Origin of the sequence: Streptomyces sp. NPDC051364, from assembly GCF_040682115.1 — a bacterium.
In the GTDB taxonomy this organism is placed as follows: Bacteria; Actinomycetota; Actinomycetes; order Streptomycetales; family Streptomycetaceae; genus Streptomyces.
In genome coordinates, this window is record NZ_JBFBAH010000010.1 from 1 (window position 1) to 16,183 (window position 16,183).

At 70.3% G+C, this 16,183-nt stretch carries 9 protein-coding genes; 2 read left to right on the forward strand and 7 right to left on the reverse strand.

The annotated features are described in order from the left end of the window. The 6 genes from AB0M76_RS21775 to AB0M76_RS21800 all read right to left on the reverse strand — a co-directional run. The coding region (locus tag AB0M76_RS21775; protein WP_365954437.1) for a condensation domain-containing protein at positions 1–509 on the reverse strand (509 nt) is incomplete at its 3' end. Then, entirely contained in the window at positions 506–8,704 is an 8,199-nt protein-coding gene (locus tag AB0M76_RS21780; RefSeq protein WP_365954438.1) for an amino acid adenylation domain-containing protein, read from the reverse strand. The genes AB0M76_RS21775 and AB0M76_RS21780, both read right to left, overlap by 4 nt. Positions 8,705–8,809: 105 nt before the next feature. Beyond that, positions 8,810–10,075 carry a glutamate synthase-related protein gene (locus AB0M76_RS21785; protein WP_365954439.1) on the reverse strand — a complete coding sequence of 422 codons (1,266 nt, stop codon included), beginning with the start codon at positions 10,073–10,075 and terminating at the stop codon, positions 8,810–8,812. After that, positions 10,072–11,106: an asparagine synthetase A gene (locus AB0M76_RS21790; protein ID WP_365954440.1), complete on the reverse strand. Its 1,035-nt coding sequence runs from the start codon at positions 11,104–11,106 to the stop codon at positions 10,072–10,074. The genes AB0M76_RS21785 and AB0M76_RS21790 overlap by 4 nt, the downstream gene beginning before the upstream one ends. A 5-nt stretch (positions 11,107–11,111) precedes the next feature. Next, positions 11,112–12,428: a methylaspartate mutase gene (locus AB0M76_RS21795; RefSeq protein ID WP_365954441.1), complete on the reverse strand. Its 1,317-nt coding sequence runs from the start codon at positions 12,426–12,428 to the stop codon at positions 11,112–11,114. Positions 12,429–12,511: 83 nt separating this feature from the next. Continuing rightward, complete coding sequence (locus tag AB0M76_RS21800; RefSeq protein ID WP_365954442.1) at positions 12,512–12,967, reverse strand: cobalamin-dependent protein; 456 nt, start codon at positions 12,965–12,967, stop codon at positions 12,512–12,514. A 253-nt stretch (positions 12,968–13,220) separates the two neighbouring features. Between AB0M76_RS21800 and AB0M76_RS21805 the strand changes: the two genes are divergently transcribed. After that, positions 13,221–14,621, forward strand: coding sequence for a helix-turn-helix domain-containing protein (locus tag AB0M76_RS21805; protein WP_365954443.1), 1,401 nt, complete (start codon positions 13,221–13,223; stop codon positions 14,619–14,621). Positions 14,622–14,695: 74 nt separating this feature from the next. Further along, positions 14,696–15,634: an ornithine carbamoyltransferase gene (locus AB0M76_RS21810; RefSeq protein ID WP_365954444.1), complete on the forward strand. Its 939-nt coding sequence runs from the start codon at positions 14,696–14,698 to the stop codon at positions 15,632–15,634. Positions 15,635–15,784: 150 nt separating this feature from the next. Here the strand turns inward: AB0M76_RS21810 and AB0M76_RS21815 are convergent, their stop codons facing one another. Beyond that, a complete protein-coding gene (locus AB0M76_RS21815) occupies positions 15,785–15,997 on the reverse strand; it encodes an MbtH family protein (RefSeq protein WP_365954445.1) in 213 nt (70 codons plus the stop codon). Between the last annotated feature and the right edge of the window lie 186 nt (positions 15,998–16,183).

Here is a 16,183-nt window from a genome sequence, read left to right on the forward strand (position 1 = left end):
TAGTCGGCGTACTGGACGGGCAGCGGGTCCCAACCAGGTGCGGTCCCCTCGGCGCGGGCGGCGTACGCAGTGCCCAGATCCCGCATCAGCGGAGCGTTCGATCCGCCGTCCGAGGCGATGTGGTGCATGACCAGGAGGAGGACGTGTTCGTCCGGGCCGAGCGCCAGCAGGGTGGCCCGAACCGGCAACTCGCCGGCGAGGTCAAAGGTTGCCCCTGCCAGCTCACCAAGGGTGGACTGGAGGGTTTCCTCCCTCGCCGGAATCACGGGCAGCGCAAGGGAGATCTCCTCCGCCGCCAAGATGCGCTGGTACGGGGTGCCGTCCACGGCGGGGAACACCGTCCGCAGGGCCTCGTGCCGGCCCACCACGTCGGCCAAGGCTGCATGCAGTGCTTCGTGGTCGAGGCGACCGGTCAGCCGGATCGCCAGGGAAATGTTGTATGTCGCCGACGGGCCCTCCATCTGGTCCAGGAACCAGAGCCGCTGCTGGGCATAGGACAAGGGGATCACTTCACTGCTCCCATCCGGCGCATCGGCCGAAGCTTGGGCCGGGCACTGTTGGCGCCGTCGAGCTGTTCGACCAGCGTGGCCACGATCGGGTTTTCGAAGAGTGTTCCGACCGTGAGGTCGGCGCCCATGACGCTGCTGATCCGGCGTACGAGCCGGGTGGCGAGCAGGGAGTGCCCGCCCAGGTGGAAGAAGTTGTCGTCGATGGACACCGACGGGCGGCTGAGTATCTCCGCGAACAGGTCGCAGAGCATCGCTTCCTTGGGTGTACGAGGAGGCCGACCTTGGGTGGTGTCATCGGCCGGTTCCGGCACGGGAAGTGCCCGGCGGTCGAGCTTGCCGTTGGCGGTCAACGGCAGGGCATCCAGCATGACGAATGCCGTCGGGACCATGTAGTCGGGCAGGACCGCGGAGGCGTGCGCGCGCAGCTCGGCGACGTCGATGCGGGCCCCTTCGACCGCTGTCACATATCCGATGAGGCACTTGTTGCCCGGCGCGGTCTCCCCCAGGATCACGGCCGCCTGCGCCACCGACGCATGCCGGCACAGGACCGTCTCGACCTCACCGGGTTCGATGCGGAAACCGCGGAGTTTGACTTGCTGGTCGGCGCGGCCCAGGAACTCGATCTCCCCGTGGTGGTTCCAGCGGGCGAGGTCACCGGTGCGGTACATCCGGCTGCCCGCCGGGCCGTACGGATCGGCGGTGAACCGCTCTGCGGTGAGCGCGGGGCGGTTGAGGTAGCCGGCGGCGAGGCCGGCGCCCGCCAGGTAGAGCTCGCCCGGGGTCAGGGGCGGTACCAGGCGCATGGCGCTGTCCAGGACGTACACCTGGGTGTTGTCCAGCGCAGTGCCGATCGGCAGTGCCCCCGGGTAGTCGAAGGGCCTGCGGACCGGGTGTGCAGCGGCCATGACGGTGGCCTCGGTCGGGCCGTACGCGTTGAGCACGGTGGTGTCGGGGCAGTGCTCCTGTATGCGCCGTACTGCCTCCACCGGCACCACGTCACCGCCGGTCACCACGGTCTGTACACCGGCGAAGGCTGCCGGCTCCTCCTCGGCCACCATCTGGAACAGTCCGGCCGCGAGGATGAGCCCGGTGATCCGTCCTTCCGACAGCACGCGGCTCATAGCGGCCGCGTCGAGCAGTCCGGGCGGTGCGATCACCAGCGTGCCGCCCGCCAGCAGCGGCATCCATATCTCGAACGTCGACGCGTCGAAGGCCATCGGCGAGTGCAGCAGCATGCGGGCGCGCGATGCGAGGGGGAAAGGTGCGTCGGCGGCCAGATCGGTGATGTTGCGGTGGGTGACCGCGACGCCCTTGGGGACGCCGGTCGAGCCGGAGGTGAACATCGCGTAGGCAGCCTGGTCGGGGTGGACCGCGGGCGTCCGTCCGGGCCGGTCGGCCGTGCCGTCCGTACGGTCAGCCACGCCGGCGACCGGGATAGTACGGGCGTCCTCGGGAAGGTCCAGGTCCCCGAGGGGGCGGTCGGTGAGGAAGACGGTGGCCTTCGACTCCCGGATGATCAGATTGATCCGGTCGGTGGGGTAGCGGATGTCCAGCGGGACGTAGACGGCTCCGGCCTTCACCACGGCGAGCGTCGCGACCACCGCCTCCAGCGACCGCTCGTTGTAGAGGATGGCGGGGTCCCCGGGGCGGATGCCCTCGTCGATGAGCCGATGGGCCAGCCGGTCGGCTCGCTCGTCCAACTCGGCATAGGTGAGGCTCCGTTCGCCCGCCACGACGGCCTGGGCGTCCGGTGTACGACCGACTTGCGTGGCGAACGCTTCTGGCAGAGAAGTTCCGGTTCGGGGCATCGAGGCGCCGTTCCACGTGACGAGCAAGCGGTGGCGTTCCTCGTCGCCCAGCATGTCGAGTTCGCCGGTCGGCAGGTCCGGGGCGTCGGCCGCCGTGCCGAGGAGCCGGACCAGTCGGGCGACGGCGGTCTGCACGGTTCGGGCGTCGTAGAGGTCGGTGGCGTACTCCACGTGTACGTCGAAGCCGGCTTGGCCGTGGTGTTCCTGGAAGGTGAAGGTGAGGTCGAACTTGGCGATCTCCAGGGGCGTGAACTCCGAGTCGGCCGTCACACCCGGCAGGTCCGGAACGGGCACGCCCGCGTCCGTGACCGAGAGCATGACCTGGGCGAGGGGGTGGCGGGAGGCGGAGCGTTCGGGGTTGAGGGTCTCCACAAGGCGGTCGAAGGGCACGTCCTGGTGGGCCCAGGCGGCCAGGTCGGTCTCCCGGACGCGCTGGAGGAGCTCCCGGAACGTCGGATCACCGCCGGTGTCGGTCCGCAGCACGAGCGTGTTGACGAAGAAACCGATCAGGTCGTCCAGGGCCTCATCCCCGCGTCCCGCGACAGGAGATCCGATCGCGATGTCCGTCCCAGCCCCCGAACGGGACAAAAGCACGGCCACCGCCGCCTGGGCCACCATGAAGAACGTGGTCCCGGACTCACGCGCCAGAGCGGCGAGCGCCTCGTGCACCTCGGCCGGGACAGACACCGAATGCGTGGCCCCCCGGAACGAAGCAACCACCGGACGCGACCGGTCCGTCGGCAGCGACACCTCATCCGGCAGATCCGCCAGCGCAGACTTCCAGTACTCGAGCTGCGAAGCGATCACACTGCCGGGATCGTCCACATCGCCCAGAACCTCCTGCTGCCACAGCGTGTAGTCGGCGTACTGGACGGGCAGCGGGTCCCAACCAGGTGCGGTCCCCTCGGCGCGGGCGGCGTACGCAGTGCCCAGATCCCGCATCAGCGGAGCGTTCGATCCGCCGTCTGACGCGATGTGGTGCACGACGAGGAGGAGGACGTGTTCGTCCGGGGCGAGGGCGAGCAGGGTGGCCCGAACCGGCAGCTCGCCGGCGAGGTCAAAGGTTGCCCCGGCCAGCTCGCGAAGGGTGGACTGGAGGGTTTCCTCCCTCGCCGGAATCACGGGCAGCGCAAGGTCGGTCTCCTCCGCCGCCAAGATGCGCTGGTACGGGGTGCCGTCCACGGCGGGGAGCACCGTCCGCAGGGTCTCGTGCCGGTCCACCACGTCGGCCAAGGCGCGGCGCAGGGCGTCCTCGTCGAGTTCGCCGGTCAGCCGGATGGCTATCGGGATGTTGTACGTCGCTGACGGGCCCTCCATCTGGTCCAGGAACCACAGCCGCTGCTGGGCCGCGGACAGCGGCAGGCGCTCCGGCCGTGCCGCGGCCACCAGGGCGGGACGGCTGCCTGCGCCGTGCCCGGCCGCGATGCGCTCGGCGAGCGCGGTCACTGTCGGATGCTGGAACAGGTCCCGTACCAGCACCTGCACCCCGAAAGCGTCCCGCACCTTGGCAACCAGCCGGGTGGCGAGCAGGGAGTGACCGCCGAGCCGGAAGAAGTCGTCGTCGACCGAGACGGAGGGCAGGCCGAGGGCCTCGGCGAACAGGGTGGACAGGATCTCCTCGGCGGGGGTGCGTGCAGAGCGGCCTCCCGTACCGCTGCGCAGCGGGGCCGGCTGGGGCAGCGCCCGCCGGTCCAGCTTGCCGTTGGCCGTCAGCGGCAGGGTGTCCAGCTCGACGTAGGCCGCCGGCACCATGTACTCGGCCAGTGCCGACTCGGCGTGGCGGCGCAGCGCGCCCGGGTCGATCCCGCTTCCGTCGGCCGGGACGACGTAGGCGACGAGCCGCTTGTCACCAGGCCGGTCCTCGCGGACGACGACCGCAGCCTGCGCGACGGACGGCTCCTTGAGGAGTACGGTCTCGATCTCGCCGGGTTCGATGCGGAAGCCGCGGAGTTTGATCTGCTGGTCGGCGCGGCCCAGGAACTCGATCTCCCCGTGGTGGTTCCAGCGGGCGAGGTCACCGGTGCGGTACATCCGGCTGCCCGCCGGACCGTACGGGTTGGCCGTGAACCGCTCGGCAGTGAGGGCCGGGCGGCCCAGGTACCCCTCGGCGAGGTGCGTTCCGGAGACGTAGAGCTCGCCCGCGACCCCCGGCACGGTGGGGCGCAGCTGATCATTCAGGATGTACATGGCGGTGTTGGCCATGGGAACGCCCAGGTGGAGGCGGTCGAAGGTCCGGGTGTCAGGGGTGAAGGCCTGGTAGCTGCAGAAGACAGTCGCCTCGGTGGGTCCGTAGGCGTGGACGACGGTCGTGTCGGGGCAGTGCTGCAGAACGGCTTGCAGGGCGGTCGGGGAGAGTACGTCGCCTCCGGTCCAGATCTCCTCGAGATGGCCGAGGCTGTCCATGGCTTCCTGGGCCATCGCGTCGAAGAGCGCGGTGGTGAAGTAGGCGGCGGTCACGCGGTGGCGGACGATGGCCTCGCCCACCTCCCCGAGGTCGATCTTGGCAGCCGGAAGGATCACCGCGAGCCCCCCGCTCAGCAGCGGAACCCACAGCTCGTACGTGGACGAGTCGAACGCGAGCGGCGAGTACGCCAGGACACGGCGGTGCCGCCCGCTGGCCCACCAGGGGTCCAGCGCCAACTCGACCACATTGCGGTGCGTATTGACGACGCCCTTCGGCGTCCCGCTCGACCCGGACGTGTACATCACGTACGCCGCCTGGTCGGGCGAAGGTGCGGCCAAGTCCTCGTGGGCGGTGCTCTCCAGCAGCTCCGCCACCGGCGGGACGGGCAGGACGTGCAGTCCTGTCGCGAAGGCGACCGGCTCCTCGGTGGTCGGGTCTGTGAGCAGCAGTGCTGCCTTTGTGTCCCGCAGGATCCAGGCGAGCCGCTCCTGCGGCTGGCGCGCATCCAGCGGGACGTAGGCGCCGCCCGCCTTCAGGACCGCCAGCATGGCGATGACGTACTCCGGGGACCGGTTCAGGAACAGGCCGACCGCGTCGCCTGATGTGAGCCCCAGGCCGGCCAGCCGGTGCGCCAGGGAGTGGGACGCCGCGTCCAGCTCGCGGTACGTCAGCTGGGTGTCACCGCAGACCAGTGCGACGGCGTCGGGGGTGCGCGCCACCTGCGCGGCGAACGCGTCCGGCAGGGAGTCGACGGGCAGGGCCGCCTCCGTGCTGTTGTACGCGACGAGGAGTTCCGCGCGCTCGGCCTCTCCCAGCAGGTCGATCCGGCCCACGGGGGACTCGGGGTCGGTGACGGCCGCGCCGAGGATCCGGGCGAGGCGCTCTGCGGCGGCCTGCATGGTGCGGGCGTCGTAGAGGTCGGTGGCGTACTCGACGGTGATGTCGAGCCCGCCGGGCCGGCCGTCGCGGGTCCGGTGCTCGTGGAAGTTCACCGTGAGGTCGAACTTGGCGGTGCCCAGCGGGAGCTGGTCCATCCGGGCCTGCACACCGGGCAGGGCGGGCGCCGGATTCACGGCGTCGGCCACGGTGAGCATGACCTGGAAGAGCGGGTGGCGGGAGGCGGAGCGTTCGGGGTTGAGGGCCTCCACGAGGCGGTCGAAGGGCACGTCCTGGTGGGCCCAGGCGGCCAGGTCGGTCTCCCGGACGCGCTGGAGGAGCTCCCGGAACGTCGGATCACCGCCGGTGTCGGTGCGCAGCACGAGCGTGTTGACGAAGAAACCGACGAGATCGTCGAGGGCTTCGTCGGCCCGTCCAGCGACGGTGGATCCGATGGCGATGTCCGTGCCCGCCCCTGAACGGGTCAGGAGCACGGCCACCGCCGCCTGGGCCACCATGAAGAACGTGGTCCCGGTCTCGTGGGCAAGAGCGGTGAGCGCGTCGTGCACCTCGGCCGGGCAGGACACCGAGTGGGTCGCGCCGTGGTACGAGGCGACCACCGGGCGCGGCCGGTCCGCGGGCAGCGACACCTCGTCCGGGAGATCTGCCAGTGCCTCGCGCCAGAACCCGATCTGCCGCTCCCCGTCCTGCGTGAGGAGTTCCTGCTGCCAGAGGGTGTAGTCGGCGTACTGGACTGGCAGCGGCTCCCAGCCGGGCGCGGTGCCCTCGGCGCGGGCGGCGTACGCAGTGCTGAGGTCCCGCATCAGCGGGGTGTTCGACCAGCCGTCCGAGGCGATGTGGTGCACGACGAGGAGGAGGACGTGTTCGTCCGCCGCCAGTTCGAAGAGGACGCTGCGCACGGGTAGTTCGGTGTCCAGTGCGAACGGCAGGCCGGCGTGCTCGGTGATCCCGGCTGCCAGGGTGTCCTCGGTGGCGCTGACGACGGTGAACGGGACCTGCGCCTCCTCGGCCGGTATGACGTGCTGGCCGGGCTCGCCGTCCGGGACGGGATACCTGGTGCGGAGTACCTCGTGCCTGCCCACGACATCCGTCAGAGCTGCGCGCAGTGCTCCGCGGTCCAGGGGCCCGGTCAGCCGGATGGCCATCGGGATGTTGTACGTCGCCGACGGGCCCTCCATCTGGTCCAGGAACCACAGCCGCTGCTGGGCTGCGGACAGCGGAAGATGCTCCGGCCGTGCTGCGGCAAGCAGCGCGGGACGGTCCTCGGCGGCACCCGGGGTGAGCTGGCCTGCGAGCAGGGCGGCCGTCGGGTACTGGAAGAAGTCCCGCAGCGACAGCTGCGTGTCGAGAGCCTTGCGGATTCGGCCGACCAGTCGGGTGGCGAGCAGGGAGTGACCGCCAAGCCGGAAGAAGTCGTCGTCGACCGAGACGGAGGGCAGGCCGAGGGCCTCGGCGAACAGGGTGCAGAGGACCGCCTCGGCGGGTGTCCGCGCGGCTCGGCTTCCCTCCGCGCTGCTCTGCTGCGCCGGCTGGGGCAGTGCCCGCCGGTCCAGTTTGCCGTTGGCTGTCAGCGGCAGGGCATCCAGTGCGACGTAGCCGGACGGCAGCATGTATTCGGGGAGTGCGGCTTCGGCGTGGCGGCGTATGTCGTCGGTGTCGATGGGACCGCTGCCGACGGGGACGAGGTAGGCGATGAGCCGCTTGTCGCCGGGGCGGTCCTCGCGGACGACGACTGCGGCCTGCGCCACCGACGCATGCCGACACAGGACGGTCTCGATCTCGCCGGGTTCGATGCGGAAGCCGCGGAGTTTGATCTGCTGGTCGGCGCGGCCCAGGAACTCGATCTCCCCGTGGTGGTTCCAGCGGGCGAGGTCACCGGTGCGGTACATCCGGCTGCCCGCCGGACCGTACGGGTTGGCCGTGAACCGCTCGGCAGTGAGGGCCGGGCGGCCCAGGTACCCCTCGGCGAGGTGCGTTCCGGAGACGTAGAGCTCGCCCGCGACCCCCGGCACGGTGGGGCGCAGCTGATCATTCAGGATGTACATGGCGGTGTTGGCCATGGGAACGCCCAGGTGGAGGCGGTCGAAGGTCCGGGTGTCAGGGGTGAAGGCCTGGTAGCTGCAGAAGACAGTCGCCTCGGTGGGTCCGTAAGCGTGGACGACGGTCGTGTCGGGGCAGTGCTCCAGGACCGCCCGGAGCGCGGTCTCGGGGAGGACGTCGCCTCCGGTCCAGATCTCCTCGAGGCGGCCGAGGCTGTCCATTTCCTCTTGGGCCATGGCGTCGAAGAGCGCGGTGGTGAAGTAGGCGGCGGTCACGCGGTGGCGGACGATGGCCTCGCCCACCTCCCCGAGGTCGATCTTGGCAGCCGGAAGGATCACCGCGAGCCCCCCGCTCAGCAGCGGAACCCACAGCTCGTACGTGGACGAGTCGAACGCGAGCGGCGAGTACGCCAGGACACGGCGGTGCCGCCCGCTGGCCCACCAGGGGTCCAGCGCCAACTCGACCACATTGCGGTGCGTATTGACGACGCCCTTCGGCGTCCCGCTCGACCCGGACGTGTACATCACGTACGCCGCCTGGTCGGGCGAGACCGGCAGCCCCAGCGGCGCGGTCTCCTCGTACTCCGTGGCGGTCTCCGCTCCCACCTTGATGACGGGCAGCTCTCCGGCGAACTCCGTCACTCCTGACAGGCGGTCGGTCAGCAGCAGCGCCGCCTCCGTGTCCCGCAGGACCCAGGCAAGGCGCTCCTGCGGCTGGCGCGCATCCAGCGGGACGAACGTGCCGCCCGCCTTGAGTACGGCGAGCGCGGCCACCACGTAGGTGAGGGAGCGGTCCTGGAGAAGGGCGACCTTGTCCCCAGGGCGTGCGCCGGCTTCTACGAGCCGTCGGGCGAGTGCGTCGGATGCCCCGTCCAGCTGCCGGTAGGTCAGCTCCTGCTCTCCGCAGACCAGCGCGACGGCCTGCGGTGACCTGGCCACCTGGGCGGTGAACAACTCGTGCAGCGGGAGCTCCGGAAGGGCCACCGCCGTGCTGTTGTACCCGTCGGTGTCGACCGGGTGGGCCTGACCGGCCTGCTGCTGGGACATCTCGACACACCATTCTCGAAAGTTCGGGGCTGCACTGGGGTGCGCGGCGTACAGGGAGCCGCTGCGGCCGTGACCGGCGCCGGGGGTGGGGCAGGGGACGCGGGACTAGCCCGCGAGTGGGGAGGGGGTGCCGACGGGGAGCAGGAGGTCCTCCGGCGACAGGTCCCTGGTCCGGTACTTGCCGACGGCGCTGATCAGCATGCGCAGTTCCAGCGCGATGCTCTCGACCAGCCGGGAAAGTCCGGCTTCGTTGTCCTCGTCGACGGCCAGCAGCGCCGCTCTGCCGAGCCCGACCGCCCTGGCCCCGAGGGCGATGGCCTTGGCCGCGCGGGTGCCCTCCCACATCCGGCCGCTGGCGAGCAGGCAGTCGTCGGTGCGGCCGATGCGCAGCAGGGCTTCGCCGAGCGGCAGGCCGACATGGCCGAGGAAGCCGGTGGGGGCCCAGGCGGTGCCGCCTTCCGCTCCGTCGACGGTGACGGAGTCCGCTCCGGCCGCCCACGCGACCCGTGCGGCCTCGGCGACGTCCCGGCCCGGGTGCAGCTTGACCCACACCTTCGCGCGGGGGAAGTTGTTGCGCATCAGCATCACCTGTCGGCGCAGGATCTCCTCGGTGAAGGTGCCTGGGCTGCTGACCCGCAGGATCCGCTCGCTGTCACCGCCGAAGACCTCGTCGATGGCGTACTGCTCGTCGACCCTGCGCGCCGTGTTCCGGTCCAGCACGGTGAGGCCGCCGAGACCGGGCTTCGCGCCTTGGCCCACCTTGAGCTCGAAGGCGAGGCGTCCGGTCGCGAGGAGAGGCTCGGCGACCGGATCGCTGTAGAGCAGGTTCCACACCTCGGCGTCCGCGTCCTCCGTGGACTGCTGGACCGCCACCCCGCCGTGCGTGTCGTCCGCGGCCGCCGTGTAGGCGGCGATCCGGCCGAGGAGCGGAGAGGCCTGGGCGTCGGAGGAGGCGCGGTAGCCGTTCACGGGGACGACGTTCTCGCCGATCACCATGGGGATGCCGAGGGCACCGGCCTGTCTGCCGGCGGCCTCGCCGAGGTCGCGGCTGGCGACCTGGGTGGAGCCGAAGGCCGAGACGTACAGCGGCAGGCGGGAGGTGAAACCGCCGATCCGGGTGGTGAGGTCGACATCCGTGTAGAGGGGTTCGCGGGCCAGGTCGATGAGTTTTTTCAGCCGCTCGGGCATGAAGACGGGCGGCACGATGCGGCAGTTCTCGAGCAGGTCGTGCGGGTCGTGGCCGGCCGGTACGGAGCCCAGCAGTCCGCTCCCGTAGCCCGCGAGTTCGGGGAACGCCGCCTCGGCACCGTGCCGGGCGCGGTAGCGGACCTGCTCCTCGGGGAAGCCCGCGGCGGTGAGCGCGGAGTTCATGCGGAGACCACGCCCGGGAGCTTCGGGTAGGCGCTGGCCTGCCAGACGCTGGGGCGGCCGGTGACGTACCGGGTGAAGCGCTCCAGCCCGATGCCGAATCCGGAGCTCGCGGGGAGGCCGCGGCGGGCCAGGTCCAGGTACCAGCCGTACTTGGCGGGGTTCTCCCCCGTCTCCCGGATGCGGGTGACCAGGGTGGCGTAGTCGTACTCGCGCTCGCTGCCGCTGGCGAGTTCGCCGTAGCCCTCGGGGGCGATCAGGTCGAAGTTGCGCAGGACACCTGGGGCGTCGGTGCGCTCGCGGTCGTAGAAGCCGCGCGAGCCCTTGGGGTAGTCGACGACGAAGAACGGGCGGGTCGACTTGGCGGAGATCATCTCCTCGCCCTCCCAGTCGATCTCGGCACCCGGGTTCTGCGGGTGGCCGGCGGCGATCAGGTCGTCAGTGGCCTCCTGGTGGCTCATACGGCCGAAGGCCTGCGTGACGACCTCGCGGAGGGCGTCCGTGTCGCGGCCGAGCAGCTCCAGCTCGCCGGGCATCTCCTGGACGGCGTCCGCCACCACGTGGGAGACCAGGGCTTCGGCGACTGCCATCGCGTCCTCGCGGCGGGCGTCTCGTATCTCCACGTCGATCTGGTGGAACTCGGCGAGGTGGCGGTGGGTGACGGCGGTCTCCAGGGGTTCCAGCCGCACGTTGGGGGCGATGTAGAAGATCTTGTCGAAGGCTGTCAGCGTGGCCTGCTTGTAGAGGATCGCGCTGGTCATCAGCTTGTACTTGTGGCCGTAGTAGTCGACGTCCACCTGCTTGGACCCCCGGGTGCCGGGGTCGGTTACCGGGCCGATGATGGGCGGCAGCAGCTCCTGGAAGCCCTGGCGGGTCAGGAAGGCGCGGGTGGCGGCCAGCATCTGGCTCTGGACGCGCAGGGTGGCGCGGGTCTCCTCGGAGGCCAGGTGCGCATCGGGCGAGGCGGGGATCGCGGGCGAGGCGGGGATGGCGGATGAAGCCGGCCCGGAGAATTCGGCGGATACCGCGGTCATGGGTGTTAGCTCCTGGAAGTACCGCCGGACAGGCCGGCGAGAGGACGGGGCCGGGTCGGCGAAGCGGTCGGGGTGAGCGAGGGGTTGTCGTGCCGACTCTGGACGTACGACAGGGCGGTGTAGAGCCCGCGGGCGGTGAGCCGGCCGCTGCTCTCGGTGACCCGGCCGATGGGCATCGACCCGATCTTGGACCAGGTCAGCCGGCCAGACTCGTCGATGTGGCTGCGCGTCCGGCCTGCGTTGTCGGGGTGCAGGCAATAGGGGACGTCCAGGTAGCCGCGTTCGAAAGCCTTCAGCAGGCCCTGGCCGAGATCGGCGTCGAGGTTGAGCACCGCGTCCACCAGGGCCCGGGCCTCTGCGTAGACCGGATTGTCGGCAGCCGCGGCCAGTTCGACGGCGCCGGCGGCGGTCCGGGATGTCCGGGCGGCGGCCGCCGAGGCAGTGCGCAGCGCCTCGACGTTCTCCGCGACGGTGGGGATGCGGTGTGCTTCCGCGACCGTCTTGACGATCAGCCGGGCCGCGCCGGTCTCGACGGCGAGTTCGGCCGAACGCTCGAGCAGTTCCAGCGCCCCCTCCCGGGAGCGCGGGTACAGCCCCATGTAGGTGTAGAGAACGATGTGCGACTCGGTGTCGGGCAGCAGCTCGGCTGCCAGCCGGCGCAGGGCGTGGATCGCCTGGCGGTCCTGCTCGGGGCTGGTCTGCTGGGCGTAGCTGAGCGAGATGGACCGCAGGCCCGCCCGGTGGAAGAAGAGCGCTTCGAGCGCGCTGATCGCCACCAGGAGGCCGGGCGGGCAGAGCTGGCCCATCATGCAGCCGCCGAACGTCTCCAGGTGGGGCTCTGCTCCTGTGGAGCGCAGCGAGGCGAGGAACTCGCAGCTCTGCTGCCAGTTGCGCACGGAGTCGGCCAGCGGGGTGCGCCCGTAAGGAAGGCAGTAGGAGACGGGTCCGCCCTCGGTGGCGTCCAGGCCGAGAGCTGCCATTGCGGCGATGATGCGCTGGGGGCGCCCGGACCCGTGCCGGATCTGTACGGGGAACGACGCGTCGCGCACCCCGTCCAGAACCCAGCGCGAGGTGGACGGGCTGAACGAGGTGATCGGGTATCCGTTGAGGGGGAAGTTGTCGTTGAGCGCGCGCACTGCTGACTGCTCGTCGCCCACGCGGGTGTAACTGTCAATGGTGACGGTTCCGACGACGGCCTCGGCTGCCTCCTTGGTGGCCTGTAGTCCTGAACGCATAAGGGTGGGGTCCGAGAATCCCATCCGCGGTTGCACCACGAGGGCACCGCGGGCGTGGGCGTCCGCCACGTACCGCGCGAAGGACATCCGCGGCGTGTGCAGGGTGGCCGTGCCACGGGATGAGGCCGGCCGCAGCGCCGCTGTCGTCGGCGTACGTCCGAACCGGGCGGTCAACGTGCCACCTCCCGGTGCAGTGAGCCGACGAAGGCTTCGAAGGAGGCGAGTTCCACGCCTTCCTGGAAGACGGCGTTGAAACCGGCCGCCATGAGGTCGCGTGCCTGTTCCTCCTGCCGGTCGCCCGAGACGCCGAGCTTGCCGCCGATGACGGCCGGCAAGGCGTCCAGTTCCGGACGGGACCGGAGGCCAGCGATCAACGGCTTGGCGTCGTTGAATCCGTGACCGTTGACGCTGCTGACGACCAGCAGGTCGGGCTGGTGTTTCACGCAGGACTCGACGATTTCGTCATGGGGAACACAGGACCCCAAGTTGATGACCTCGTGTCCGAGGTCCTCGAGCAACAGCTGAATGAATACGAGATTCCACGTGTGCGCATCGGACGGCAATCCAGTGACAACCACGTCGAGTGGCACCGAGCGGTCACAGGTCGCCAATTCTGCAGGCTTCATTCTTCGCTTCGTCCACATCATTGATGCCAGCGGGAGAAGGAGGTTCTCGCCAATTGGGAGCTCCCTACGCCCACGAGCCTAGGAGCCAGGCGGGTGACCCACCGGCGTCGGCGGCGGCAGCGCAGCGGCAGTTGCCGCCCCGGGCGGGACCGACGTTCTTTCCCTTCCCGGCGAATCGGTATCGCTTCGGGAAGGGATCAGGAAGCAGGCGTCGGAGTCTTCTCCTGTAAGCACCCAGACCAGGGAGACAGCGATGACGAACCGTCAGGCTCCGTCGGCTGAGTTCGGCGCCGTACTGCAAAGAGCCCGCGGGACGGCCGGGCTCACCCAGGAACAGCTTTCCGGGCTTTCAACGGTCAGCGTCCGAGCGATCCGCAATTTGGAGCGGGGGCAGGTGGGACGTCCGCGCAAGGACACCGTCCGGCTCCTGGCCGATGCCATGCGTCTCAGCGACACGCGCCGCGCCACGCTGGAACTTGCCGTCGAGGGCGCTTCGACGAGCACGGCACTCCGCGATGTATACAGTGCCGAATTCGCCTCCCCGCCCACACCGCTGGGGAGCCTGTTCGGCCGCGAATCCGAACTGCGCGCGCTGGGAGACCTGCTCGGCAGCGAGCGGGAGCGCCTGGTGACCATCGTGGGGCTGCCCGGCGTGGGGAAGTCCCGCCTCGCCCAGGAGGCTGCCCTGCAGGTGCACGCCCAAAGCGGGACTCCCGTGCTGTGGCTGGCCATGGACCGCCTGGAGGACGCGCCGGCGCACGCACCGGGCAGACCGCAGGCGGCACTGGTGAGCTGGGTCCGATCACTCATATCGGAGGGCGGCGACGCCGATGAACTGGCTTCGCTGATCGGGGACAAGGCGACCCTGCTGGTCCTGGACGGCCACGAGGTATCGCCCGCCGCGAGCCCCGCCCTGCTGCACCTGCTGCACTCCTGCAAGCGGCTCAAGGTCCTGGTGACATCCCGGCGCTCGAACCACGTTCCCGGCGGCCGGGTGCTTCCCCTCGCGCCGCTGCCGACGACGTGCGAGCCCGGGGCGGCGGCACTGCCTCCACTGCCGGGCGACTCGCTCACGGCAAACCGGCCCGCCGTCGAGCTGATGCTGTCGTACGTCAGCCACATGCGGCCCGACCTGCTCCTCACCGACTCCGTCACGGCCACCGTGGCCGAGGTCTGCGAGGCGCTGGACGGCTTACCGCAGGCCCTCGAAGCGGCTGCCTCATGGCTGCTGCTCTACTCGCTCGACCAATTGCTGGCGACGGCCAGGGCCAGGCCGATGGCTCTGGTCGACGGACCCTCTCCGTTCTCCTCCGACAGTGCCGCCACCCTGGGCAGCCTGCTGGCCGCGGCCGTCGACGAACTCCGGCCGCCCCAGCAAGCCCTGCTGACCGGGGCGATGTCGCTGGACTCCCCCTGGACGGTCGACGATGCGGCCCGGGCGCTGGGCATCCCTGCGCCCGAGGCCGCCCAGGGCGTGCACGCCCTGCTCCTGCGCGGTCTGATCCGTCAGCTTCCCGCCGAGCCGGGCGGTGCCGCCCGCCCCAGCCGCTTCGCGGTGCTCCACCTCGTACGCGGACTCGTCACCGGCGGGCGCGCGGCCGACGAGAGCGCCGCGCCCTTCGCCGCGCATCTTTTGGCCGGCGGCGCCGCGTAGTCGGCGGGCCGCTCCGCGCTCCCCGTTCCCGTTTCGAAGCTGCTCCCCCAAGAAGAAAGGTGACGGCACCCGTCATGCGCAATCTCATCTCGCTGTCCGATCTGACCTCCGAGGAACTCGCTCTCATCGTCCGGCGCGCGGTCGCCTTCGGCCGGAAGGAGGTCGAAGATCGGCCGCTGGCCGGCCGCCAGGTCGGTATCTTCTTCCGCAAGTCCTCCACCCGTACGCGCACCTCGTTCTGGAGCGGCGCCACCCGCCTCGGCGCCGACGTCATCACCTTCGGCCCGGACGAGCTCCAGCTCAGCACGGGGGAGACCGTCGAGGACACCTCCCGGGTGCTGGGCGAGTACCTTGACGCGCTCGTCGTGCGCACCAACGGGGACGTGGAGGAGATGCGGCGGCTGGGCAACAGCCCGGACCTCGCCGTGGTCAACGCCCTGAGCCTGGACGAGCACCCGACGCAGGCCATCGCCGACCTGGCCACGCTCGCTGAGGAGTTCGGCGATCTGGCGGGCCTGCATGTTCTGTGTGTGGGTGAGGGGAACAGCTCGGGTGCCGCCCTCGCGCTGGCCGCGGCGCTCACGCCCGGACTGCGGCTGACGCTGCTGTGCCCCAACGGGTACGAGGTGCCGCAGGCCACCCTCGACCTCGTCGACAAGCTCAGCAACGGCCAGGCCCTGGTCACCCAGGTCACCTCGCCCGACGATGTGGCCGGCCCCGTGGACGCGGTCTACACGAGCCGCTGGCAGACGATGGGCGTTCCCAAGGCGAACCCCGACTGGCTCGCCGACTTCGAAGGGTTCCGGATCGACCGCGCGTTCTTCGACCGGTTCAGCGGGCCGGGCGCGGTCTTCCTGCACGACCTGCCCGCTGTGCGCGGCCAGGAGGTCACCGACGAGATCCTGGATGGCGAGCGCAGCCTCGCCTGGCGCCAGGCACACCACAAGATGACGGCCGCCATGGCGGTTCTGGAGTGGTGCGTCGTCGGCGCGGACGCCCAGGCGGCCTCCTGATCCGGGACCGTGTGTCGCGACCGCGAATCCAGCAGCGGTCGCGCACGCCGTCCCCCCTGTCCGACACCCCCGGTTCTCCGGCAGCACGAAAGCGGTGGCGGCGGCGCCCGGACGGGCACTGCCACCACCGCTTGCGGTGTTCGGGCGGGCTCAGCCGCTCATGGCCGCGATCGCTGACTTCGGCCGAAGATCCGTCCAGTGGGCCTCGATGTACTCGGCGCACTCCTGCTTGGTCCCTTCGCCCCTCACCTGTTCCCAGCCCGACGGCTGCTGGATCCGGGCCGACCAGAGGGAGTGCTGTCCTTCCTCGTTAGCCAGTACGACGTAGCGGCCTTCCGGATCCTCAAAAGGGTTGGTTGCCACGATTTCCACCTTTGCTGAAGCGATGACGCAATCGACCGGCCTGCATTTCGGGCTTCACACTAGGAGCCGGTCGCGCATGGTGCGGGCAGCGCGAAGGGCAGATCTGCGGCAGTGTCCCGCTTCCGCACGACAGTTCCACTCCCTCGACATATGATCACCACGATCATGAGATCTGAGTCCGGGGGG

Bases quoted from the DNA above. Each gene is read 5' to 3' on its own strand.
- AB0M76_RS21800 (WP_365954442.1), bottom strand. From the start codon at position 12,967: ATGAAGCCTGCAGAATTGGCGACCTGTGACCGCTCGGTGCCACTCGAC.
- AB0M76_RS21785 (WP_365954439.1), bottom strand. From the start codon at position 10,075: ATGAACTCCGCGCTCACCGCCGCGGGCTTCCCCGAGGAGCAGGTCCGC.
- AB0M76_RS21790 (WP_365954440.1), bottom strand. From the start codon at position 11,106: ATGACCGCGGTATCCGCCGAATTCTCCGGGCCGGCTTCATCCGCCATC.
- AB0M76_RS21805 (WP_365954443.1), top strand. From the start codon at position 13,221: ATGACGAACCGTCAGGCTCCGTCGGCTGAGTTCGGCGCCGTACTGCAA.
- AB0M76_RS21795 (WP_365954441.1), bottom strand. From the start codon at position 12,428: ATGTCCTTCGCGCGGTACGTGGCGGACGCCCACGCCCGCGGTGCCCTC.
- AB0M76_RS21810 (WP_365954444.1), top strand. From the start codon at position 14,696: ATGCGCAATCTCATCTCGCTGTCCGATCTGACCTCCGAGGAACTCGCT.
- AB0M76_RS21780 (WP_365954438.1), bottom strand. From the start codon at position 8,704: ATGTCCCAGCAGCAGGCCGGTCAGGCCCACCCGGTCGACACCGACGGG.